Raw genomic sequence first — 21,456 nt, 5'->3', positions numbered from 1 at the left:
GTTCCAGTGGGTAAAGGCCGCGTGCGAAACGCTGTCCGCGGGCATATCCACATCACTCCACTGCCCTTCTGTGGCGTCGACGCTGCCGGCGGGGTAGCCGTACAGCTGGAAGAACAGGGTATCCCAGTAGAGCTGGGCCTGGTCGCCCCACCACAGTTCGTGGTGCGCGTCGATGTCCTCATCCGCGTAGTAGAGGCCCACCACGTAGTCGGCACCGGAGAAGGGGCCGACACTGTCCAGGTTGCCATTCAGGGTCAATTCCTGAGAGATCATCTTGGTTCTGAGGGATTCGTTGATGGTCAGGATATTGGCGCCAACGAAATCCGCGTCCATACCCTGCTGGGAAATACGCCAGTCGCGAATACTGGATACGGACTTGAGGGTGCGCCCACCGTCCAGCTCCCACGCCATGTGCAGTACCGCGCCCTTGTCCTCGATGACCTGGTCGGTGCGATTGCTCAGTACCTGCTGGTAGTCTTTCAGATTTTCCGAGGGTAGCTCTTTACCCTGGGCCAGGACCATTGCATTGATCAGCGGCTGGGTGGGGCCATCAATGGCGTCTACCTGGCCGTAGCAGCAGTTGTTCTGTTCATCGAACCAGTCGACGATCAACCGGCTGGAGAAGGTGTCTGAGGGCTCGTACAGAAACTGTACCTTGGCGCCGCGGGGTTCGCGACCGTTGTACTCGCCGCCGTTGGGATCCTCGATGTAGCCGTCTTCGCTACCCCAGATGGCCGCGACGCGCATGGCTGCATTGTCGCTCAGGGGCATATTGGCGGCACCGCGTACCAGCTGGTTGCCGTAGTTGCCCACACCCACCTCGTAATCGAGGCTGAACGCATCGGTGGTGGGGACTGCACTGTTCAGGATCAGCGCACCGGCAGAAGTGTTCTTGCCGAACAGGGTGCCCTGGGGACCGCGCAGGATTTCCAGGCTCTCCATGTCGAGCCAGTTCTGCATCGCCTGGCCGGCGCGGGTGCGATAGACGCCGTCGACAAACACTCCCACCGCACCTTCGAATGCGCGGCTGTTGCCCACGGTACCGATACCGCGGATCACGATGTTGGCGCTGTTGGCGGCGCTGTTGACCACAGCAAAGCGCACACTGGACGACAGGCTCTGTACATTCACAATACTGTCGACTTGGGCTGCGGCCATGTCCTCGCCGGTAACCGCAGTGACGGCCACCGGGATTTCCTGCAGGTTCTCCTCCCGGCGCTGGGCGGTAACCACCACTTCTTCCAACTGCGGGCCATCCTGTGCGGATACGGTCATCGGTAGTGTCGCAACGATGGCTGCGGCGATTGCGCTGACGGCAAAGGTCTGGGGGCGGAACGACTTGTTCCCGGCTTGATCCATCATCTCCATGGGCGTTTCCCTCTCATTTTGTCTCGTTATATTTATTGGGTGATCTGGTCCATCGGTTGTGGCAGGAAACAAAAAACGGATGGGCCAGATAAAATCCAGTATGGTGAAAGGGTCAAAAATTGAATCGTCTGTTTGGATGAAATTCGCAATGCACCATGAGCAACCCAACAACCCGCTGCACGGCATCAAGCTGGAAACCATTGTGGTGAAACTGGAGCAACATTACGGTTGGGACGGGCTGGCCGAGCGGGTGCCGGTCAACTGCTTCAGAAATGACCCATCTGTGAAATCCAGTCTGAAGTTCCTGCGTAAAACCCCCTGGGCACGGGAAAAGGTTGAGGCGCTGTATATCTCGACCTTTACTGGTAGTAACCCCTGGAAGAGTTGACCTGCCGATGTTGTTCCACACCCTGCGCAACCGAATCCTGAAACCTCTGGTGATCCTGTGGGTTGGCGCGCTCTCTGCGTGTACCGGGCTGCCACAGGGGGTCGAGCCCATCGACGATTTCGAATTGCAGCGCTACCTGGGCAAGTGGTATGAGATTGCACGCCTGGATCATTCCTTCGAGCGTGGCTTGAGCAGGGTGACCGCAGAGTACAGCCTGCGTGAAGATGGCGGCGTCCGGGTCGTCAATCGCGGCTACTCCGCGGCAAAGGGCGAGTGGGAGCAGGCGGAAGGCAAGGCCTATTTTGTCGGTGAGCCAGACGTCGGCCACCTGAAGGTGTCGTTTTTCGGGCCCTTCTACGGTTCCTATATCATTTTCGAACTGGGCGCCGATTACCGCTATTCGATGATCTCGGGTCCCGACCGGTCCTATCTGTGGCTGCTGTCGCGCACGCCCACGATGGATGACGCTGTGAAACAGCATTTTGTCAAAAGGGCGCGCGAGCTGGGCTTCAATACCGATGCGCTGATATTTGTGGAGCAGCAATCTCCGTGAGCGTGGCGCGACAATCCACTTGTGGGTAAGAGCACACGAATCGGCGCCGGATAAAATGCTGTTGCGGGAATGAGCGCGATTTGTGTCCCTTTTCCCAACCCGTCTCTGTTCCTGAGCCTTTCCTATACTGCCTGTAGCAAAAAATTTCCGTGCAGTGAGGATGGTGTGAGCTCTGGCGTTTCCTCCGTATCCGGGTCTGGCCCGGTTTTTCGCAAATCCCCCTACCCCCCGTCTCTCGACCGGCGGCAGTTTGTTCGCACCCAGTTCCTGCTGGCCGGTGGAATGCTGGCGTGTCCCGCGGCCCTGCTCAACGCGCAGCCGGGAGAGGTAAAGGAGGCGGAAACCCGCCTGAGCAAGTTTTTTGCGGTATCCCAGAAGTTGCTGCGACCCCTGCCGGTGGATACCCTCCTGGACCGACGAGTGGCGGCGCGTCTATTGGCGGCGCTGAATCGCGAGTACCCAAGCTTTCCGCAGCAGCTGGATTTGTTTCCCGGCGATCCCGGTGAGGGTGAACAGCGCTCGCCCCTGGCGCGACTGATTATCGCAGCGTGGTTTCTCGGAATCGTGGGCAAGGAACTGGTTACCTACGAGCGTGCCATGATGTACCGGCTGACTTCGGATGCCTTTCCTGTGCGTTCCTACTGTGTCGGTGAGCCCGGTTCCTGGGCGAAGGCACCGGACTTGAAATTCGGGAGGGTTTAACCCGTGGCGGGCAAGGAAGCCGAATACGTGGTGATAGGTTCCGGCGTGGCCGGAGCACTGGTGGCCAATGAACTGGCCAAGGCGGGTAAATCTGTACTGATCCTGGAGGCGGGCCCGCGGGTGCGTCGCTGGCAGACCGTGGAGCGTTTCCGCAACCAGCCGGACAAGATGGATTGGATGGCACCCTACCCCTCTTCTGCCTGGGCGCCGCATCCGGAGTACGGGGAGCTGGCCAACGATTACCTGATCTTCAAGGGTTCCCACAAATTCAACTCCCAGTATATCCGCGCAGTGGGCGGAACCACCTGGCACTGGGCCGCCTGCTGCTGGCGCTACCTGCCCAGCGATTTCAGGATCAAGACCCTGTACGGCGTGGGGCGCGACTGGCCGATCGATTACGATGAGCTGGAGCCCTGGTACTACCGCGCGGAACAGGAACTGGGAGTATGGGGCCCCAATGACCAGGATCTGGGGTCACCGCGTTCCGCGCCCTACCCGATGCAACCCTTGCCGGTTTCCTACAGTGAACAACGCGTTTCCAGTCGCATGAACCGGCACAATCCCGACTGGAAAGTGGTCACCGAGCCGGCGGCGCGCAACAGTCGCCCGTACGATGGCCGCCCCATCTGCTGTGGCAACAACAACTGCATGCCCATCTGCCCGATAGGCGCCATGTACAACGGCATCGTCCATGTGGACAAGGCGGAAGCCAATGGCGCCGAGCTCATCCACAGCGCGGTGGTAAACCGCCTGGTAAGCGAGGGCGATCGCATTGTTGCTGCCGAGTACAAGGACCCGGCGGGCAATGATCATCGAATCTCCGGCAAAACCTTTATTCTCGCCGCCAACGGCATCGAGACCCCCAAGCTCATGCTGATGTCCTACGGGCGCAAGCATCCCACTGGCGTCGGCAACAGTTCCGATATGGTGGGCCGCAACCTGATGGATCATCCGGGCACCGGGGTGCGTTTTTTTGCAGACGAAAAACTATGGGCAGGACGCGGCCCGCAGGAAATGACCTCGGTAGTAGGGTTCCGCGACGGCAACTTTCGCGCGGAATACGCCGGCAAAAAGCTCAATCTGTCGAATATCTCCCCGGTAGAAAAAGTAGCCCGCGAAATCCTGCGGGAAGATACCGCTCTCAATGTGCCGGATCTCACCGCGCGCCTGCGGGATCGCGCCGCGCGCTATGTGGAGTTCGCAAGCTTTCACGAGATACTGCCCCAACCGCAGAACCGCATCCGCCCCAGCACCTCGGAAAAAGATGCCAGCGGCATTCCCCGGCCGGAGATCACCTACAGCATCGACGATTACGTGAAGAAGAGCGCGGTGCACACGCGTGAAATCTACGGGGAAATCGCCAAGGTCATGGGCGGCACCGAGGTGAACTTCTCCGATGACTATGCCCCCAACAACCACATTACCGGCTCCACCATCATGGGGGAGAAGGCGGAGGATTCGGTGGTGGACAAGGACTGCCGCACCTTCGACCACCCCAACCTGTTTATCGCCGGCAGCTCGGTGATGCCCACGGTGGGCACGGTCAATGTCACCCTCACCATCGCCGCCCTCGCCCTGCGCCTGGCGGATACGCTCGTCCGGGAGGGATAGACGTGCTGTGTGGTAAGCGATGGACGCCGATACGAGTGCTCACTGCACTGGCGGTGCTGATAGGCGTTGGCGGTATTGGCGAGAGTATCGCGCAGGAAGTGTGGGACCGCGCAGCCGCGGTGGAAGTTAACCAGGAACTGAATCGCCCCGAACTGATTGAAAAAGGGCGCTATCTCGCCATCGCCGGCGATTGCAAAGCATGCCATACAGCGCCGGGAGGAAATGCCTTTGCCGGTGGGCGCGCAATGCAAATGCCGGTACTGGGCACCCTCTATACCAGCAATATCACGCCCGACATCAATACGGGGATCGGTGGCTGGACGCTGGCGGAGTTTGAAGGTGCGCTGCGCCGCGGTGTCGGCAAGGACGGGCGCAATCTGTACCCGGCAATGCCCTACGAATCCTACGCAAAGATTACCGACGACGATATAAAAGCGTTGTATGCCTATTTTCTTTTCGGTGTCTCGCCGGTGCATGAGGCCCCGCCGCCCAACAAAATCCGCAAGGCGTTACAGGCACGCTGGCCGCTGAAAATCTGGAATTTCCTGTTTGCTCCCAATGATCCCTTTACCCCGGACCCTTCGCAGAGTGATGCCTGGAATCGCGGTGCCTACCTGGTGCAGGGACTGGCCCATTGCGGCGCATGTCATACCCCGCGCGGAATCGCCTTCCAGGAAAAAGCCTACGACGAAACCGACAGAAGGTTCCTCGCCGGTGGTCCGGTGCTCGACGGCTGGCAGGCTTATAACATAACTTCCGACCCGGTGAGCGGCATCGGCGAATGGAGCGATGAACAGTTGACGCAGTACCTGAAAATCGGCCACGTCAATCGTCTCGCCCAGGCTGCAGGCCCCATGGCTGAGGCGATTGAAAACAGCCTTTCACAGCTCAGCGACAGCGATATAGCCGCGATGGTCACATACCTGCGCACAGTTCCGGCGGTGCGGGGGAAGGCCCGTGTCGCGCGCCAATCGCTGGGCACACCGGCCACTGATGTGATCATCAAACGCGGCAGTCCGTTGGCGGTGGATCGGGCGGCCAACCTGAAATCTGATGGTGCCCGTCTGTATCTGGGCCTGTGCGCTACCTGCCACGGTGTGGATGGCAGTGGCAGCAAGGATGGCTACTACCCTTCCCTGATCAACAACTCTACCGTCGGTGCCGAAAGCGAGCACAACTTGCGGCAGACGATCCTGCAGGGCGTACGCCGCAATATCGGCGATGACGAAATAATGATGCCGGGGTTTGCCAGAGAGCTGGATGAAATGCAGCTGAAAAAACTACTGGAATACCTTCGCCGACAGTTCGCCACACCTGCTGAAAACACATAGAACACCCGGTCACATAAGGCCCACAGCGATTTTTCAGGTATGTAGCGGAAAAAAATAATGATATTTGACTCTGGAACTATTTTTGCAGGCCCCGCAACTCCGTAAAAGTGATACGGCAGTACCAATACTGTATTGAATTAGCGGTTTTTAACTCCTATCAAGTCCGTTAAAGTTTCCCTGTGCAGATATTAGACTCTGTTAGCTCTGGACTAATAGATTGCTTAACTTGTGCAGTTTTAGCCGATTTTTATCTTGGATTTTGATGGGGCCGGCTTGAGTTTAATCAAATAGATAAAAGACCAGTGACATGGTAAGAAATTTATCCTTCTTTTTGTTGATAACGTTTTCAAATTTTGGATTTGGTATGTCGATTCTAGATCTCGGTAAGGCTTGCACTTTTTCCCAGATGCAGCTGGAAATTACCTATAAAGGGGAGCCGGCTCCCGCTGCCAAAGTATGGCGACGGGTTAAGTGGCAAAAAGAAAAAGTTGACGAATTCAAAACAGATGAAGAAGGTCGGGTTGAGCTCCCGGAAATAATGGAGAGATCCGTTATGCAACTGCTTCCATCTGAATTCGTGGTATCCCAGGCGATCGTTGTCACCTATATGGATGAGGAATATAAAATCTGGGTAAACAGCAAGCGTAGCCCGGAAAAAAACTCCGAACTGGATGGAAGCGATATCCATCTCAAATGTGAACTTACCGATGAGCGACGACTCGTTTCGGATTATGAGTCTGATTTTTTAACAAGTTGTGAAATTATATAAATACAAGGGAATGTCGCATGACCGCTTTGGATCCATTGAATGCCGCAGAACTGGCAGACGATATTTACCAGGTCGAAGATGAATTTACGCGTGAGATTTTCTACGAGAAATATAAAGATCGCTTTGAGCTGGGAAAAGATTCCGGCCTCTCTGATACTGGTATAAAAGGGAAAACTGGCGGCATACTATTGAAGTATCCGCATATGATGGCCGTGATGATTGAGGGTAAGAAAAAAACCTCCTTCGATGGGCAGGCTGTGTTTGCGGTAAAAGGTACCGCCGGACTGATGGATGCCCTGACGGATCTGAATGCGGGAATTAAAAACGCAAGAACCGGGGGCAAGGTACATCAGGGTTTTCTTGATGTGTTTGATTCCTATGCGGGAAAACTGCCAACCCTGTCTTCAAATATCCATACAATTCACTGTGTGGGGCACAGTCTTGGTGGAGCCTTGGCGACACTTACCGCAGACTGGCTGAAGTCCACCTCCGGTAAAGAAGTCAAACTGTATACTTTCGGTTCTCCCCGTGTCGGTCTGGAGCATTACGCTTCCAAGGCGCAAAGGAGTATAGGCGCCGGCAATATTTACCGGGTGTATCACAAGACAGATCCGGTACCGATGGTTCCTACCTGGCCGTTTTTCCATATTCCCGATGGTGGCGAGGGAGATTTCCTTTTGCCCTCCGGATTGCACCTGAAACCGTGGGAATTCCACAGCATGAAGCGGTACATAAAATCCAGTAAAGGAGATGGCAGTCAATCCCTGGAATGGTCAACACTGCGCTCACGCCGCCCTCAGGATTTCCTTGATTCCAGTGTCGAAGCCTGGTTGAAATCCAACAGCATCGTATCCTTTACCCTCAATTCCGCGCGACTGTTGAGCGCGGCCATTCTGTGGGTGGTGAAGAAGCTGACCAACCTGTTGGGTATCTCTGTGGTTATTGCGGGTAGCACCACATTCACACTGCTGGATCGCCTCGCGATGCTGATGAGCAAGGGCCTGGAATTGGCCAAGGATGTATCAATCTGGGTAACGCGCCTGATCAAGCGTATGGCGCAGATGCTGGGCATTGTCGTGCGCGAGGGTGCGGAAATGACCATGCGCTTCATTCGCCAGGTATTTATCCAGGCGCATCACGCGGTATCCGAGCTGGTTCGCCAGGCCGGCCGAACCTTGCACTGATCGCCCGTAACCGGGCCGGGGCTACAGCCCCGGTCTGGCTTTCACTTCTTTTTCCGGCTTCCCTTCCTTGTTCCTGTCCCCCCAGTGATGATCTAGATGCAGATCCGGATCCCGGCGATCTTCCTGCAGTGCCTGCAGCAGCTGTTCGCGGTAGATTCTGGTCTGGGCGATGTGCTGGGACTCGTTGCGCCAGTAGGGAAACAGGGATTCCAGCATGCGCTGGTCATGTTGTTTGAATTTGCGCGCGGAGCGCTGGGCCTGGTGCCTGGAGAGCCCCAGCAGTTCCAGTGCACCGGCGCCGATTTCCAGCGCACTGTCCACGGTTTCCCGGTAGATGTACTGTACTCCCGCCTCCATCAGCGCGTACTGGTGCATGCGGTTGCGTGCCCGGGCGAGAATGGTCAGGTGCGGGAAGTGCTTCTGGATCCGGCTGACGATCTCCAGGGATGCGGCCTGGTCGCTCAGGGTAAGGATCACGATTTTGGCATTCTCAGCGCCGGCCGCATGTAACAGGTCCTCGCGGGAGGCATCGCCGTAGTAGGCCTTGATGCCGTAGCGGCGCACCAGCTCCAGTTGCTCCGCGTTGTGCTCCAGCAGGGTGGTATCGAATCCACTGGCATTGAGCAGGCGTCCGGCAATCTGCCCGTAGCGGCCGTAGCCGATGATGATCACCGGTGAACCGTCGTCGTGGGGATGTGAATCGGGTACATCTGGCTGGCGTGGCCCGGCAAAGAAGCGCGGCTGGATTAGCTGTTCATAGGCGAGAAGCAGCAGCGGCGTGACCGCCATGGACAGCGCGATCAGTGCGATCAGCACACTGCTTACATCATCCGGCAACACCTTGTTCTGGCTGGCATAGGCCAGCAGCACGAAACCAAATTCCCCCGCCTGGGCGAGGGACAGGGCAAACAGCCAGTCCTCCCCTTTGGCCATGCCACGGACCCGGGCCAGCGCGAACAGGATAGCGAACTTAACCGCCACCAGCAGGATCAGCAGCCCGAGCAGCAACAGCGGTTTCTGCAGTACCAGCGCCAGGTCCAGATTGGCACCCACCGCGAGAAAGAAAAGCCCGAGTAGCAGTCCCTTGAACGGCTGGATATCCGCCTCCAGCTCGTGGCGAAACTCGCTGTCGGCCAGTACCACGCCGGCGATAAAGGTGCCCAGTGCCGGTGACAGTTCCAGCCAGCTCATGATGGCCGCAGCGCTCAGTACGATCAGCAGCGAGCAGGCGGTAAACAGCTCGCGCGTGCGGGTGCCCACCACCAGGCGCAACAAGGGTGTCAGCAGGTAGCGTCCCGCCAGTACCAGTGCGGCGATCGCGCCGAGTACCGCCAGGGCGTAAGCCCAGCCGTGCAGGTCATCGGGATCCTGGGAAATTTCCACCGTTGCCAGCAGCGGCAGCAGGGCGAGAATCGGGATAACAGCGATATCCTGGAAAAGCAGCACGCTGAAGGCGTTGCGCCCACCCTCGGTCTTGAGCAGGTCCTTTTCCGACAGGGATTGCAGCACGATAGCCGTGGAGGACAGGGCGAGGATAAGGCCGATGGCAATGGCCGCATTGGTGCTCTGGCCGAACAGGTAGACCGCGATCAGCGCGATTGCCGAAGCGGTGAGCAGAACCTGTGCACCGCCGGTACCGAAGATGGAACCGCGCAGGGCCCACAGTTTGCGCGGCTGTAATTCCAGGCCGATCAGGAACAGCATCAGCGCCACGCCAAATTCTGCAAAGTGCAGTTCATCACTGGTGTCGCCCACCAGACCGAATGCGTGGGGGCCGATCAATACCCCCGCAACCAGGTAGCCCAGCACCGAGCCGAAGCCGAGGCGTTTGGCGAGGGGCACCGAAAAGACGGCGGCAGCGAGAAAGATGACGGTCTGAAGGAGATAGTTGTCGTGCGGCATGGCCTGTTCTTGTTGGAGTTAGAGGGTATGCCGCGAGTCCGGCAATCTCAGTCTGGTTGCGGGCTGGGGCCGCCGACCTCGGGGCAGCTGGCGGCGCGGCTGCGGTGAATCAGCGGCGCGATGGTCGAGCCCTGGACCACAATGGAGAAGACTACCACGCCGTAAGTCATTACCACCCACAGGTGGCGCAGGTCGTGATTGCCGCCGACGATATAACCGGCGGGAATCGACATGGCCAGGGCCAGGGCGAGGCCGCCCCGCAGCCCACCCCAGACCAGGATACGCCCGGTGTACGGGTGGTACTTGCGACGCCGTTTGAGGAACATGAACGGCACACTGACCGCAGCGATACGCCCCACCAGGACGATGACAATGGCGGCGACAATCAGCGCGTAGTCGATGGGCCGGAAGTCGATGGTAATCAGGAACAGTCCCACCAGCAGGAACAGTATACCGTTGAGGAATTCCTCGGTAATGGTCCAGAAGTTATCCAGCTCGTGCTGACTCACGCGGGAAAAGCCGCGCTCGCGGGTAAAGTTGCCGATGATGATGCCGGCCACCACCATCGCCAGTGCCCCCGATACGCCGAGAATATTGGCGGTGGCGAAACCGGCGGTGGGGATAACCAGGGTCAGCAACAGCTCGAGGCTGTGGTCGTTGGTGGAGCAGATCAGCCAGTGGAACAGGCCGCCAATGGCCAGGCCGAGGGCGATGCCTCCCAGCGCTTCCACCATAAACAGGTGGCTGATGGCCGGCAGGGTCGGGTCTGTACCTTCAAATGCCAGCGCATAGATCACGGCAAAAACCACCATGCCAAAGCCGTCGTTGAACAGCGACTCCCCTTCCACCTGGATCGATATCTGCTCCGGAGCCTTCATGCTCTTGATGATGGCGAGCACCGCAATGGGGTCCGTGGGAGAGATGAGTGCGCCGAACAGCAGGCAGTAGACCAGGTCCACCGGCATGCCGATCGCACCGAACAGCCAGTAAAGCAGGTAACCCACGACAAATGTCGAGATCAGGGTGCCGAAAATGGCGAGAACGGTGATTTCCACCTTCTGGTTGCGCAGCATCAGCAGGTCGATATGCAGGCTGCCGGCAAACAGCAGGAACCCCAGCATGCCCTTGAGCAGCAGGTCTTCCAGGTTCATCAGCGGCAGCAGTTGCGATACCCAGTCGCGCAACTCCACCACTTCCAGCTTGCCGAGACCGGTGACGATCAGCGACAGCGCCAGCGAGCCGGCGGTAATCGCAATGGTGGTCTGGGTGCGCAGCACATACTGATTGAGAAATCCGAGGAACACGGACACGGCAGCGAGAAAGCAGAAGATGTAATAGACGTCCATGCCCAGGGGGGTACCTCGATTGGAAGGTTGGCGCGCCGGGTGCCCGGCCGGCGCGCCCGGGGTCATTCCGTAAGCGTGCCGTTATTGTAGTCGCGCAGGGTCTGTTCGATTTGTTCGCGGGTATTCATCACGAACGGTCCGTAGTGGACTACCGGCTCATTGAGCGGTTGCCCGTGCAGCACCAGCAGGCCTGCGCCCTCGCCCGCGGTATCCTCCGGCGCGCGCAATTGTAGCGATTCACCCGCACCAAACAACACCAGATTGCCGCGCTGTACAGCGCCGCGCTCGGTAGCCAGTGCGCCGCGGTAGATATACACCAGCACCGAGTGTTCCGCGGGCAGCGATAGAGAAACGTCGGCCCCCGCCGCGAGGCGCACATCCGCCACTGCCGCCTGGGCGGCAGTCTCCTGCAGCGGGCCGCACTCGGGTTCGCCATTCACCTGCCACTGGCCGGCGATCAGGCGCGCCAGGGAGCCGCGCTCATCCAGGGGCAGTTCGCGCACCTGCTCCGGCTGGATATCCCGCCAGCCCGGTTTGTTCATCTTGTCCTTTGCCGCCATGTTGATCCACAGCTGGAAGCCGTGCATCCCGTCTTTGGACTGTGAGGGCATTTCCGAATGGATGATGCCGCGACCGGCGCGCATCCACTGGGCGCCGCCCTGGGCAATGGCGCCCCGGTTCCCCAGGTGATCCTGATGTTCGAACTCGCCGCTCAACATATAGGTGAGGGTCTCGATACCGCGGTGCGGGTGTGGAGGGAAGCCGGCGATATAGTCGTCGGGATTTTCCGAGCGGATTTCATCGATCATCAGGAACGGACTGAAGTCCTGGGACTGGAAGCCAGCGACGCGATGGATCTTCACGCCGGCACCGTCCGCCGAGGGATGCCCCGCCACTACGCGGACTGCCGGGCGCACACTGGCACTGGTTGCTTTGTCGTGTGTGAATTCCTGCATGGTTATGCTCCTCTGTTTGCGGCAGTATAGGCCGATTAAATCGCCAGAAAATGGCAAATAATCGCAGCTAATATTCGAACAGCTCGACAGATCTTTATTTAAAACAGTTCGCGCAACGGAATCAGACAAAGGACAGTCCATGGCCAAGGTAACCCTCGAGCAGTGGCGCATGTTTCAGGCGGTGGTAGAGCACGGTGGCTTTTCCCAGGCCGCGGAGGCAGTGCACAAGAGCCAATCCTCCATCAATCACGCGGTGCACAAATTACAGGAGAGCCTCGGCGTTGCGCTGCTGGAAGTGCGCGGACGCAAGGCGGAGCTCACCGATGCCGGGCGTGTCATGCTGAACCGCGCTGGCGGCCTGTTGGACGAGGCGGAGGCGCTGGAATCCGTGGCCGCGAGTCTCGCCGCCGGCACCGAAGCGCAGCTGCGCCTGGCGGTGGATGTACTGTTTGATTACGAGGCGCTGCTCAATGCGGTGGAGCGTTTTACCGCCGAGTATCCGCATACCCGCCTGGAACTCCGCGAGACGGTGCTGTCTGGTGCTGAGGAGCTGCTGCTGCAGCAGGAAGTGGACTTCATTATCACCGCGCGGGTACCTCAGGGGTTTGTCGGCGAGCCCATTTCCCGGGTCAAGTTCGTGCCGGTCGCCCACCCGGACCACCCCCTGCACCAGCTGGGACGTCCGGTAAACCGGGAGGACCTGAAGGCGAGTCGCCAGATCGTGATGCGCGATTCGGCGCTGAAGAACCGCCAGGATGCCGGCTGGCTGGGATCGGACCAGCGGATTACCGTCACCAATGTGCACACTTCCATCGAATTGATCGAGCGCGGCCTCGGCTTTGCCTGGTTGCCGCAGACCCGTATCCGCGATTCCCTGTCCGCGGATCGCCTGTTGCCCCTGCGCACCGAGGAGCCCTGGGAGCGGGATGTGAGCGTATACCTGGTGTATGCCGACCAGGACCGCGCCGGACCGGCGGCCTGCCTGCTGTTGCGGGCCTTGCGCGAGGGATTGCCCCCGCTGGACTGATCGTGGCTGGCGTTTTGCGCCGGCTCGACTGATAAGAACTTCAAATCAGGATGTACGCAATGAATCCGCTGGATACCGAAATCAATTGGGGAATCATCGGCTGCGGCGATGTCACCGAAGTGAAAAGTGGCCCCGCCTTCAACAAGGTGGCCGGATCCCGGTTGCTGGCGGTGATGCGCCGGGACCGGGAAAAGCTGCTGGACTACGCCGAGCGCCACGGTGTCCCCAGAGTGTATGAAAGCGCCGACGAGCTGATTCACGACCCCGAAATCGACGCGGTGTATGTGGCCACACCACCGGGCAGCCACCGGGAGTACGCGCTCAAGATAGCGAGCGCTAACAAACACTGCTGCCTGGAAAAGCCCATGGCGCTCAACTTTGCCGAGTGTGAGGAGATAGCCGCGGCATTCGAGGGCAAGGAGGCGCAGTTGTTTGTGGCCTATTACCGCCGCTCCCTGCCCCGCTTCAACCAGGTAAAAGAGTGGATCGATAGTGGGAAGATCGGCGCCATTCGACACATAAACTGGAGTTATGCCCGCTCCCCCTCTCCCGCCGACCTGTCAGCGGAATACGATTGGCGCACCGACCCGGCGATCTCGGGTGGGGGTCACTTTGTCGATCTGGCCTGCCACGGACTGGACCTGTTTATCCATCTGGCTGGCGACATCCGCGAGGCCAAAGGTATCGCCGTCAATCAGCAGAATCTGTACGACGCCGAAGATGCGGTTTCCGCCTGCTGGGTTTTCGAGAGTGGTGCCACTGGCGCGGGCTTCTGGAATTTCGGCGCCAGTGATTATGGCGACGAGGTTGTGATTTACGGCAGTCGCGGAAGCATCCGCTTTTCCGTATTTGCCGACAAGCCGCTGGTCCTCGCGGGGGATGAAGAAGCTGAAACCGTGGATATCGCGCACCCTGAAAACATCCAGTACTTCCATATCGAAAACATGGTCAAACACCTGACCGGCGCAGGCCGTCATCCGGTTGCGGATGACGAGGGCGGCAAGGCGTCCCGGGTAATGGACCAGATCCTGGCAGGGCTTCACTAACGCCGCTTTCCATCCAGACAAGCGCTCGCTTTACGCCACAGGGGCGCTTCTTTCCTAAAAAATCGACATTTCCCGTCGAAATTCTGCGATTTTTGTTTCGAAAACCCGAATTACACTGAACAGCGTTGTCACTTCATACACTTATCACTCGGTATGTCCTCAGAGGGCTCGAGTATGAGTAACGGTATTTTGTGTGACTTCACCAAACTGGTGGCGCGGATTCTGATGTCGGTAATGTTTATCGTCGCCGGCTACAGCAAGATCGGTGCCTATGCCGGTACCCAGGAATACATGGCCTCGGCCGGTGTGCCCGGGTTTCTGTTGCCACTGGTGATACTGCTTGAACTGGGCGGTGGCCTGGCAATCCTGTTCGGGTTCTTTACCCGCTGGGTTGCGCTGGCATTTGCCGCTTTCTGTGTGATCAGTGCGTGGATGTTTCACAATGTCCCCGGTGATCAGATGCAGCAGATCATGTTTATGAAAAACATCACCATCGCAGGCGGCTTTCTGATACTTGCCTGTGCCGGTGCGGGTAAATTCAGTTTTGACCACGCCATGGCGCGGGGCAAAAGCAGCTGACAGGAGCAAGTGAATGGGACTGCTGGTCAACGGCGAGTGGAAAGACCAATGGTACGACACCGAAAAGCATGGCGGTGCCTTCGAGCGTGAGGCGGCGCAGTTGCGCAACTGGATTACCGCTGATGGCAGCGCCGGGCCCAGTGGCGAGGGCGGCTTCGCCGCTGAGAAGGGACGATACCACCTGTACGTGTCCCTTGCCTGTCCCTGGGCGCATCGCACGCTGATTTTCCGCCAACTGAAACAGTTGCAGGACACCATCAGCGTGTCGGTGGTCAGTCCCCACATGATGGAAAACGGCTGGACCTTCAACCAGGATGAGGGGAGCACCGGCGACGCGTTGTACGGTAGCGAGTTCCTGCACCAGATCTACACCCGCAATCGCGGCGATTACTCCGGTCGGGTGACTGTGCCGGTGCTGTGGGACAAGGTTCAGGAGCGGATCGTCAGCAATGAGTCGGCAGAAATCATCCGCATGTTTAACACCGCCTTCAACCAGCTGACCGGGGATAGCCAGGACTTTTACCCGGAGGACCTGCGCGGCGATATCGATGCTACCAACGACCTGGTATATCAAAACGTCAACAACGGCGTGTACCGTGCGGGCTTTGCTACCAGCAAGGAGGCCTATGAGGCCGCATATCACCAGCTGTTCGCGGTGCTGGAGAAGCTGGAGCAGCGACTTGCGGACAATCGCTACCTGACCGGCGCGCGGATCACCGAGGCGGACTGGCGACTGTTTACCACGCTCATCCGGTTTGACGCGGTGTATCACGGCCACTTCAAGTGCAACAAGCAGCGGCTGGCGGATTACCCCAACCTGTGGGGTTATGTGCGCGAGCTGTACCAGTGGCCGGAGGTGGCCGACACGGTGGATTTCCACCATATCAAAACCCACTACTACGCCAGCCACCGCAACATCAATCCCACGGGGATCGTTCCGGTGGGACCAGAACTGGATTGCTCGGCGCCCCACGGCCGCGCTGACTGATCAGGCAATAGCCTGTTCCGGCCCGCTCCCGTCACCGGTGCGAAGCCATCAAGCGCGACCGCGTCGGTAGATAAGCGTGGTGCGGTCAGCGTATTATCTTGCAGATTTTTTTGCCCGAGAGTGAGTGCTCACATCCGAAGGTCTTTTTCGAGACTAGGATTGGGCCGTCGGGGAACTCCATTGCTGTAAGAGATCAATATGCGGATTTTTGTATTAACCACGGGGCGTTCCGGGTCAACGACCTTCGCCGAGGCCTGTACTCACATCGAGGGCATGACGTCCGGCCATGAGATTCATGCGGGCATGATCAAGGGGCGCCTGGAGTATCCGGACAACCATATTGAGTCAGATAACCGGCTGGTGTGGTTTCTGGGCACTCTGGATCAAATGTATGACGATGAGAACACCTTCTACGTCCACCTGACCCGCGATCACGAGAAAATAGCGCGCAGCTATCGCGACCGTTGGCAGGGAGCGATCTGCGTGGCGCGGCACTTCTATCACGGTATTTTGATGTGCCGCAAGAAACCGGATATGGAGAGTGCTCTGGATACCTGTCGACTGCTTGTGGACACGGTACACGACAATGTCACTTTCTTTTTAAGCCGCCGCCAGAACTGGGTGACCGTGCGCATGGAGTCTCTGGAAGAGGATTTCTTCAAGTTCATGGATGCCGCCGGTGTGCAGGGTGATCGGGATAAAATCCTCGGTGCATTGCGCACCGTGAAAAGCGGTAACAAGTACCTGCGCAAGAAGCAGGGTCTCCTGTACAAGTTGCGTTCGCTTTACTCCTCGCGGTTTCTGCGCTGATCGCCGGGGGATGACGGTTGCCCTCTGGTTCGGGGGGCTCGCGGCTATACTCGAGGCAACCTTCCAATCCCGGAGATCCCGATGAAACTGTTCTACGCTCCCGGCGCCTGTTCCCTCTCCCCACATATTGTCGCCTGCGAGGCGGGTATCGACCTGGAGTTGTGCAAGGTCAACCTGCAAACCAAGGAAACCGAAACCGGTGGTGACTACATGCAGGTCAATCCGAAAGGGTATGTGCCCGCGCTGCAGCTGGAAGGTGGCGAGGTGCTCACCGAGGGTCCGGCCATTGTGCAGTTCCTGGCGGAACAGAAGCCGGAGAAAAATCTGGCTCCGGAATACGGCTCCCTGGACCACTACCGGGTGCTGGAATGGCTGAACTACATCTCCACCGAAGTCCACAAATCCTTTGTGCCCCTGTTCTGGGACGGCAGTGATGACGAGAAGGCCGCGGCCAAGCAGAGGCTCGACAAGGCGTTCCAGTTTGTTGAAGACCGCCTCGATGGCGACTATCTGCTGGGGGATCGCTTCTGTATCGCCGACGCCTACCTGTTTACGGTGTACAACTGGTGCGACAAGGTCGGCGTGGACACCGACAACTGGCCACATCTCAAGGCCTTTGCCGAGCGCATGGCCCAGCGCCCCGGGGTACAGCAGGCTCTGAAGGCGGAAGGCCTGGCCTGATACCAAGTAGCCCGCGATGCCAGCAACTAGCCGTTACTTTACCCGCTCTTCGATACCAATCGGTCGCCGTGCTTTGGCCACCAGCAGTGCTAGGCACAGCGCGGCCATCGCGCAGATCAACATGCCCGCGGCAATCGGCACCAGGGTACCGGTATGTACCGCATTCACTGCACCGCCAAGCACCCCGCCAAAAATAAACAGGGAAGCGCCGTACAGCGCGTTCGCGGTGCCGCTGATATTGGGGAAGAATTCCAGGTAGCAGGCGGCGGAGTTGGGGGTGATGATGCCGATGGAGGCCATCGCCATCACCAGCGGGATCATCCACGCCAACAGCGGTTGCTCATCGCCGAAATACAATGTGCTCACCAGCAGGAGCACGCAGGAAATCGTCTGCAGGCTTATCCCCACCAGCAGGATCTGACGCGGCTCGAACACCTTCAGCAGGCGGATATTCAGCTGCACCAGCAGCACCAGCCCAAGCACACAGCTGCCAAACAGTATGGGGAAGTTCTGCGAACTGACGCCAAAATGCTCCATAAACACGAATGGCGCGGTGGTGATGTAGATAAACATGCAACCGCTCACAAACGCCTGCCCGAACAGGAACCCCAGTGCCCGCGGGCAACGGAATATCTGCGCGTAGCCCTTGAGCATACTGCGCCGGGACTGGCGCTGGCGCTTCGCGCGGCGGAAGCGGGATACCGTCTCCGGCAGTACGCCCCGCACCAGTACCATCATCAGCAGGCCGTAGACCAGCAGGAAGATAAAGATTGCGTGCCAGTCGCCGAAGGTGAGCAGGGTGGAGCCGATCACCGGCGCCACCATGGGGGCGATCAGCATCATGGTGGCAATCATCGACATGATCCGCGCCGCTTCGCGGCCGTGGTACAGGTCGCGCACGATGGCGCCACAGATTACCGTGGCAAAGCCGCCACCTACCGCCTGGAAAAAGCGCAGTATCACCAGCAGTTCGACGGTGTTGGCCAGCAGGATCAAGGTGGTACTGACGATAAAGATACACAGGCCGATGGTGCCCACCAGGATCCGTCCCCAGCGATCAGACAGCGGGCCGCCAAAGATCTGGCCCACCGCAAAACCGAGCAGGTAGCTGGAGACCGAGTGTTGTACCCGCGCCACTTCCACGCCCAGGGCCTGGGCCATGGCCGGAATCGCGGGCAGGTAGGTGTCGATGGCAAACGGTGTCAGCGCCACCAGAGCGGCGAGACAGGGGGCGAGCCAGCGCGGCGGTTGGCCATCGGCATCGAAGAAATTCGGCGGCATATTTACTCGTATATAAGGGTAATTCGGATACGGCAGCGCAAAAGCTTGCGGAAAGGTCGGCGAAGGGCTGGTCAAGCATAGCTGGCCAGGTCTGCGCGCCGGCATGTTAACGGGCGAGGTCGGTGGTTTCCATGACGTTGGAGGAAATAACAGCCAGTTGCCTACTGGGTGGGATCGAACAGCAGCTCGCCGTTGAGGTACAGGCCCTGCCAGTGCGGCGGGCGCAGGCTGAACTGGCCGCCGGCAAGCCGCTGTTTCAACGCGTCGAAGGGTTCGTCGGTCTGGCGACTGTTAGTGGCAATCACCTGCCAGCCATCGTCACTGGCGGTGTACGCGACCACCCGCAGCCAATGCTGGTCCTCGCGGCCGCGTTCACTGTGGACGAACAGCAGGTACTCAAGTTGACCGTCACCATCCAGGTCCTGGGCCAGCCACAGGCAGGCGCGGTCTTGCCGCTCGCAGTCCTTGCCTTCAACCCGCAGCGCGGCGCTGTGCGGGGGCAGTTCAGCGCCATTGGGGAAAATCGGGATTTCGCGCAAGCGCTGCGCGCGCGCCGTCGCCTGCAGCGGGTTTTCGCGCAGCTCCCAGTCCGCGCGTCCCGGCGCCAGCAGCGCATCCAGATGCTCGGCTACCTCTGTATTCTGCCGGATCTGTGGCATTTCCCTGAGCTCTTCCAGGGCATCGAGCCCCGCCCGTCCCAGTTTCTGGCGCAGGAAAAAGAAGTCGAAATCCGCCAGTGCCACCCGTTCGTCGCGCAGTCTTTCCACCTGGCTGTCGGCACTGATATGCGAGAAGTTCAGCAGAGGCGACTGGGTGATAACACACACCGCCAGCACCCACAGCGCCAGACCGGTGTTGATTTTCCGCAACCAGTCGGCCCAGTGGGCGCCGTGGCGCAGGATCGAAATACTGTAACTGAGCGACAGCAGTGCCAGGGTCAGCGCCACTACAAATCCCCACAAACGCTCCGGGGTCCAGCCGTACTGGGCAACCCGCAGATATACGCCGTAGAGCCCGAACGCCGCGTAAAACGGCGCTATCGCGAGGGCGAGAAGCAATACCCGGTTGATCCACTTGGGATAGCGGGAAAACGGAAACTCATCCTGGATCACCCCATTGGTAAAGAACAGCAGCAGCGCCACCAGCCACAGCAACAGGGCACTGCCGTGGCCGGTATCCCAGATAGGTTGCAGGCCGGTAAATGGCAGTGTGGCGAGAAAAACGATGGTGAGTACCGCCAGCAGCGGCAGCAGGGCCACCAGCATGGTGCGCAGCAGGCGCTTCAGGGTGAGTACGAAGCTTTGTTGGGAGCGGAACAAGATGGCGCCACAGCCCGCCACCAGCCAGGTGACCGGAAAGATAAACCACTCTTCGCGGAACAGGTCGTGGAAGAAGTCTACGCCCACCAGTTTGAACAGCGCCTGCCACAGCTGCAGGATCAGCCAGAAGATTCCGGCGAAGACCAGTGTCAGCCCTGCGGTCAGTGCGTTGTCCCAGGAGTAGTGGAAAAGGCCGCTGTACTCGGGCTTTTTCAGGTGCTGCACACCGGTGGCGCTGGCGCGCAGCAGAAACGCGAGGATAAACGTGGCGATTGCCATGGTGATGGAGAATTCCACCGGCCAGTCGCAGCGGATCTGGTCTGCGGGGGTGCACTGGTAGCCCTGGTATACACCGAGCAGTGCCAGCAGGAGTGCGTATCCACCGATAATCCACCAGTAGCTGTGGGCTAGGCGCGGGGCGATGCTGATGATGACCAGCGGTGGGATGGCGAGGGTGACGGTGTAACACAGGAATTGCCAAACCGGTGACCAGGCTTCGACCGCGGCCGAAGATTTCAGCGCGTACAGCACCAGTCCCTGCAACAGGGCGGCAATCAGTATCAGGCGTTTTTCGCCGAGGCCGAGATCGGAATCATCCCGCTCGATTTCTGTTACTTCGCTGCTGCTTCCCTGCATTTCGCGTCCCGATCAGTGCTTTTCCTCGCGCAGGTTATACAGGCCCTTCTTCAGCTTGAGCAGGTGTTCCTGCAGCTGCGGGCCCTTGCGCTGGGCTACGCCGATGGCGAGTACATCGATTACCACCAGATGGGCGATACGGGAGGAAAGCGGGGTGTAGAGCTCGATATCTTCCTCTACGTCCACTTCCAGGGGAATGCTGGCCTGGCGGGTCATGGGGGAGCCGCTGGGACCGAGGCCGATAACGGTGGCACCCTGCTGTTTGGCCATATCCATGGAGCGCAACAGGGAACTCGTGCGGCCACTCTGGGAGATGGCGACCACCACGTCGCCGGGCTTCATGCTCATGGCGGACATGCTCTGCATATGGTGGTCGGAATGGGCTGCGGTGGCCATCTGCAGGCGGAAGAATTTGTGTTGGGCGTCCGCGGCGACGGCACCGGAGGCGCCGAAACCGAAGAATTCGACCCGCTTGGCTGCGGCGATGGCGGCGACGGCGGCTTCGAGGGCGCGGCCATCGATCTTGTCGCGCACGTTGAGCAGGGTGTCCACGGTGGAGTCGAAAACCTTGCGCTTGTATTCGGCGATGGTGTCGGTTTCGGTGACAGCGATCTGGCCGAAACTGGGGCTGGAGGCCAGCTGCTGCGCGAGGTTGAGCTTGAATTCCTGAAAGCCGGAGCAGCCGACGGCACGGCAGAAGCGCACCACGGTGGGTTCACTCACCTGGGCTTCGGTGGCGAGATCCACTATCCGCATATGAATGATTTCGCCGGGATTGGCGAGGATGTATTCGGCGACCTTGCGCTCCGATTTCCGCATGGCGCTCAGCTGTTCGCTGATCCGCTGCGTGACTTCCGCTGGCTTCACGACACTACCTTCTATGGTTCAAGCTGTGCAGTTTAGCGGCATGGCGGGGTGCTGGCGAGCCTTGGCTTGTTTTGGTGTTGGTGGCGGTAGTGGTGCCGGTGGGCCTATGCGG

General features: G+C 59.1%; 20 protein-coding genes. 13 read left to right on the top strand and 7 right to left on the bottom strand.

What is annotated here, in order from left to right; translation table 11 throughout:
* On the bottom strand, window positions 1-1,368 hold a 1,368-nt coding region (locus B4U49_RS06280; RefSeq protein WP_158078566.1), incomplete at its 3' end, for a TonB-dependent receptor.
* A 148-nt stretch (window positions 1,369-1,516) separates the two neighbouring features.
* On the opposite strand from B4U49_RS06280, the gene B4U49_RS06275 reads away from it, so the two are divergent.
* The 7 genes from B4U49_RS06275 (at window position 1,517) to B4U49_RS06245 (ending at window position 7,906) form a co-directional block, all read left to right on the top strand.
* Window positions 1,517-1,756, top strand: a complete 240-nt coding sequence (locus tag B4U49_RS06275; protein ID WP_078083724.1) for a VF530 family protein — start codon at window positions 1,517-1,519, stop codon at window positions 1,754-1,756.
* Between the two features lie 7 nt (window positions 1,757-1,763).
* A complete protein-coding gene (locus B4U49_RS06270) occupies window positions 1,764-2,309 on the top strand; it encodes a lipocalin family protein (protein ID WP_193432818.1) in 546 nt (181 codons plus the stop codon).
* Between the two features lie 165 nt (window positions 2,310-2,474).
* Window positions 2,475-3,011: a sugar dehydrogenase complex small subunit gene (locus B4U49_RS06265; RefSeq protein WP_158078565.1), complete on the top strand. Its 537-nt coding sequence runs from the start codon at window positions 2,475-2,477 to the stop codon at window positions 3,009-3,011.
* A 3-nt stretch (window positions 3,012-3,014) separates the two neighbouring features.
* Window positions 3,015-4,622, top strand: a complete 1,608-nt coding sequence (locus B4U49_RS06260) for a GMC family oxidoreductase (protein ID WP_078083720.1) — start codon at window positions 3,015-3,017, stop codon at window positions 4,620-4,622.
* Between the two features lie 35 nt (window positions 4,623-4,657).
* Window positions 4,658-5,953, top strand: coding sequence for a c-type cytochrome (locus B4U49_RS06255; RefSeq protein ID WP_204902994.1), 1,296 nt, complete (start codon window positions 4,658-4,660; stop codon window positions 5,951-5,953).
* Window positions 5,954-6,317: 364 nt separating this feature from the next.
* Window positions 6,318-6,722, top strand: a complete 405-nt coding sequence (locus B4U49_RS06250) for a DUF4198 domain-containing protein (RefSeq protein ID WP_143735563.1) — start codon at window positions 6,318-6,320, stop codon at window positions 6,720-6,722.
* Window positions 6,723-6,739: 17 nt separating this feature from the next.
* A complete protein-coding gene (locus B4U49_RS06245; protein ID WP_078083717.1) occupies window positions 6,740-7,906 on the top strand; it encodes a lipase family protein in 1,167 nt (388 codons plus the stop codon).
* 21 nt (window positions 7,907-7,927) lie between these two features.
* On the opposite strand, the gene B4U49_RS06240 is transcribed toward B4U49_RS06245, so the two are convergent.
* The 3 genes from B4U49_RS06240 to B4U49_RS06230 form a co-directional block, all read right to left on the bottom strand.
* Window positions 7,928-9,808: a monovalent cation:proton antiporter-2 (CPA2) family protein gene (locus B4U49_RS06240; RefSeq protein WP_078083716.1), complete on the bottom strand. Its 1,881-nt coding sequence runs from the start codon at window positions 9,806-9,808 to the stop codon at window positions 7,928-7,930.
* A gap of 47 nt (window positions 9,809-9,855) precedes the next feature.
* Window positions 9,856-11,154: a cation:proton antiporter gene (locus B4U49_RS06235; protein WP_078083722.1), complete on the bottom strand. Its 1,299-nt coding sequence runs from the start codon at window positions 11,152-11,154 to the stop codon at window positions 9,856-9,858.
* A 62-nt stretch (window positions 11,155-11,216) separates the two neighbouring features.
* The gene (locus B4U49_RS06230; protein WP_078083715.1) at window positions 11,217-12,110 is read right to left on the bottom strand and encodes a pirin family protein; all 894 of its coding nucleotides are present in this window, start codon (window positions 12,108-12,110) and stop codon (window positions 11,217-11,219) included.
* 139 nt (window positions 12,111-12,249) lie between these two features.
* Between B4U49_RS06230 and B4U49_RS06225 the strand changes: the two genes are divergently transcribed.
* The 6 genes from B4U49_RS06225 to gstA all read left to right on the top strand — a co-directional run bounded on the left by B4U49_RS06225 (window position 12,250) and on the right by gstA (window position 17,241).
* Window positions 12,250-13,137: a LysR family transcriptional regulator gene (locus tag B4U49_RS06225; protein ID WP_078083714.1), complete on the top strand. Its 888-nt coding sequence runs from the start codon at window positions 12,250-12,252 to the stop codon at window positions 13,135-13,137.
* A 59-nt stretch (window positions 13,138-13,196) separates the two neighbouring features.
* Window positions 13,197-14,183, top strand: coding sequence for a Gfo/Idh/MocA family protein (locus tag B4U49_RS06220; RefSeq protein ID WP_078083713.1), 987 nt, complete (start codon window positions 13,197-13,199; stop codon window positions 14,181-14,183).
* Window positions 14,184-14,357: 174 nt separating this feature from the next.
* Window positions 14,358-14,762, top strand: a complete 405-nt coding sequence (locus B4U49_RS06215) for a DoxX family protein (RefSeq protein ID WP_078083712.1) — start codon at window positions 14,358-14,360, stop codon at window positions 14,760-14,762.
* 13 nt (window positions 14,763-14,775) lie between these two features.
* Window positions 14,776-15,750: a glutathione S-transferase family protein gene (locus tag B4U49_RS06210; RefSeq protein ID WP_078083711.1), complete on the top strand. Its 975-nt coding sequence runs from the start codon at window positions 14,776-14,778 to the stop codon at window positions 15,748-15,750.
* 198 nt (window positions 15,751-15,948) lie between these two features.
* Window positions 15,949-16,560: a hypothetical protein gene (locus B4U49_RS06205; RefSeq protein WP_143735562.1), complete on the top strand. Its 612-nt coding sequence runs from the start codon at window positions 15,949-15,951 to the stop codon at window positions 16,558-16,560.
* A gap of 81 nt (window positions 16,561-16,641) precedes the next feature.
* On the top strand, window positions 16,642-17,241 hold the full coding sequence (gstA, locus tag B4U49_RS06200; protein WP_078083709.1) for a glutathione transferase GstA: 600 nt from the start codon (window positions 16,642-16,644) through the stop codon (window positions 17,239-17,241).
* A 33-nt stretch (window positions 17,242-17,274) separates the two neighbouring features.
* Here the strand turns inward: gstA and B4U49_RS06195 are convergent, their stop codons facing one another.
* The 3 genes from B4U49_RS06195 to hexR all read right to left on the bottom strand — a co-directional run bounded on the left by B4U49_RS06195 (window position 17,275) and on the right by hexR (window position 21,344).
* A complete protein-coding gene (locus B4U49_RS06195; RefSeq protein WP_078083708.1) occupies window positions 17,275-18,522 on the bottom strand; it encodes a multidrug effflux MFS transporter in 1,248 nt (415 codons plus the stop codon).
* Window positions 18,523-18,683: 161 nt separating this feature from the next.
* Window positions 18,684-20,477, bottom strand: coding sequence for a DUF4153 domain-containing protein (locus tag B4U49_RS06190; protein WP_078083707.1), 1,794 nt, complete (start codon window positions 20,475-20,477; stop codon window positions 18,684-18,686).
* Window positions 20,478-20,489: 12 nt separating this feature from the next.
* Window positions 20,490-21,344 (bottom strand): transcriptional regulator HexR, encoded by an 855-nt coding sequence (gene hexR, locus B4U49_RS06185; RefSeq protein WP_078083706.1) that lies wholly within the window; start codon window positions 21,342-21,344, stop codon window positions 20,490-20,492.
* Between the last annotated feature and the right edge of the window lie 112 nt (window positions 21,345-21,456).

Source organism: Microbulbifer mangrovi (genome assembly GCF_002009015.1).
GTDB classification, from domain to species: domain Bacteria; phylum Pseudomonadota; class Gammaproteobacteria; order Pseudomonadales; family Cellvibrionaceae; genus Microbulbifer; species Microbulbifer mangrovi.
Note: the sequence above shows the minus strand (reverse complement) of the source record. Positions and strands in the feature narration are given on the sequence as shown.

Excerpts from the sequence above, each read along its gene's own strand:
- B4U49_RS06275 (WP_078083724.1), top strand. The coding sequence starts at position 1,517 with ATGCACCATGAGCAACCCAACAACCCGCTGCACGGCATCAAGCTGGAA.
- B4U49_RS06270 (WP_193432818.1), top strand. The coding sequence starts at position 1,764 with ATGTTGTTCCACACCCTGCGCAACCGAATCCTGAAACCTCTGGTGATC.
- B4U49_RS06250 (WP_143735563.1), top strand. The coding sequence starts at position 6,318 with ATGTCGATTCTAGATCTCGGTAAGGCTTGCACTTTTTCCCAGATGCAG.
- B4U49_RS06245 (WP_078083717.1), top strand. The coding sequence starts at position 6,740 with ATGACCGCTTTGGATCCATTGAATGCCGCAGAACTGGCAGACGATATT.
- B4U49_RS06240 (WP_078083716.1), bottom strand. The coding sequence starts at position 9,808 with ATGCCGCACGACAACTATCTCCTTCAGACCGTCATCTTTCTCGCTGCC.
- B4U49_RS06235 (WP_078083722.1), bottom strand. The coding sequence starts at position 11,154 with ATGGACGTCTATTACATCTTCTGCTTTCTCGCTGCCGTGTCCGTGTTC.
- B4U49_RS06230 (WP_078083715.1), bottom strand. The coding sequence starts at position 12,110 with ATGCAGGAATTCACACACGACAAAGCAACCAGTGCCAGTGTGCGCCCG.
- B4U49_RS06225 (WP_078083714.1), top strand. The coding sequence starts at position 12,250 with ATGGCCAAGGTAACCCTCGAGCAGTGGCGCATGTTTCAGGCGGTGGTA.
- B4U49_RS06220 (WP_078083713.1), top strand. The coding sequence starts at position 13,197 with ATGAATCCGCTGGATACCGAAATCAATTGGGGAATCATCGGCTGCGGC.
- B4U49_RS06215 (WP_078083712.1), top strand. The coding sequence starts at position 14,358 with ATGAGTAACGGTATTTTGTGTGACTTCACCAAACTGGTGGCGCGGATT.
- B4U49_RS06210 (WP_078083711.1), top strand. The coding sequence starts at position 14,776 with ATGGGACTGCTGGTCAACGGCGAGTGGAAAGACCAATGGTACGACACC.
- B4U49_RS06205 (WP_143735562.1), top strand. The coding sequence starts at position 15,949 with ATGCGGATTTTTGTATTAACCACGGGGCGTTCCGGGTCAACGACCTTC.
- gstA (WP_078083709.1), top strand. The coding sequence starts at position 16,642 with ATGAAACTGTTCTACGCTCCCGGCGCCTGTTCCCTCTCCCCACATATT.
- B4U49_RS06195 (WP_078083708.1), bottom strand. The coding sequence starts at position 18,522 with ATGCCGCCGAATTTCTTCGATGCCGATGGCCAACCGCCGCGCTGGCTC.
- B4U49_RS06190 (WP_078083707.1), bottom strand. The coding sequence starts at position 20,477 with ATGCAGGGAAGCAGCAGCGAAGTAACAGAAATCGAGCGGGATGATTCC.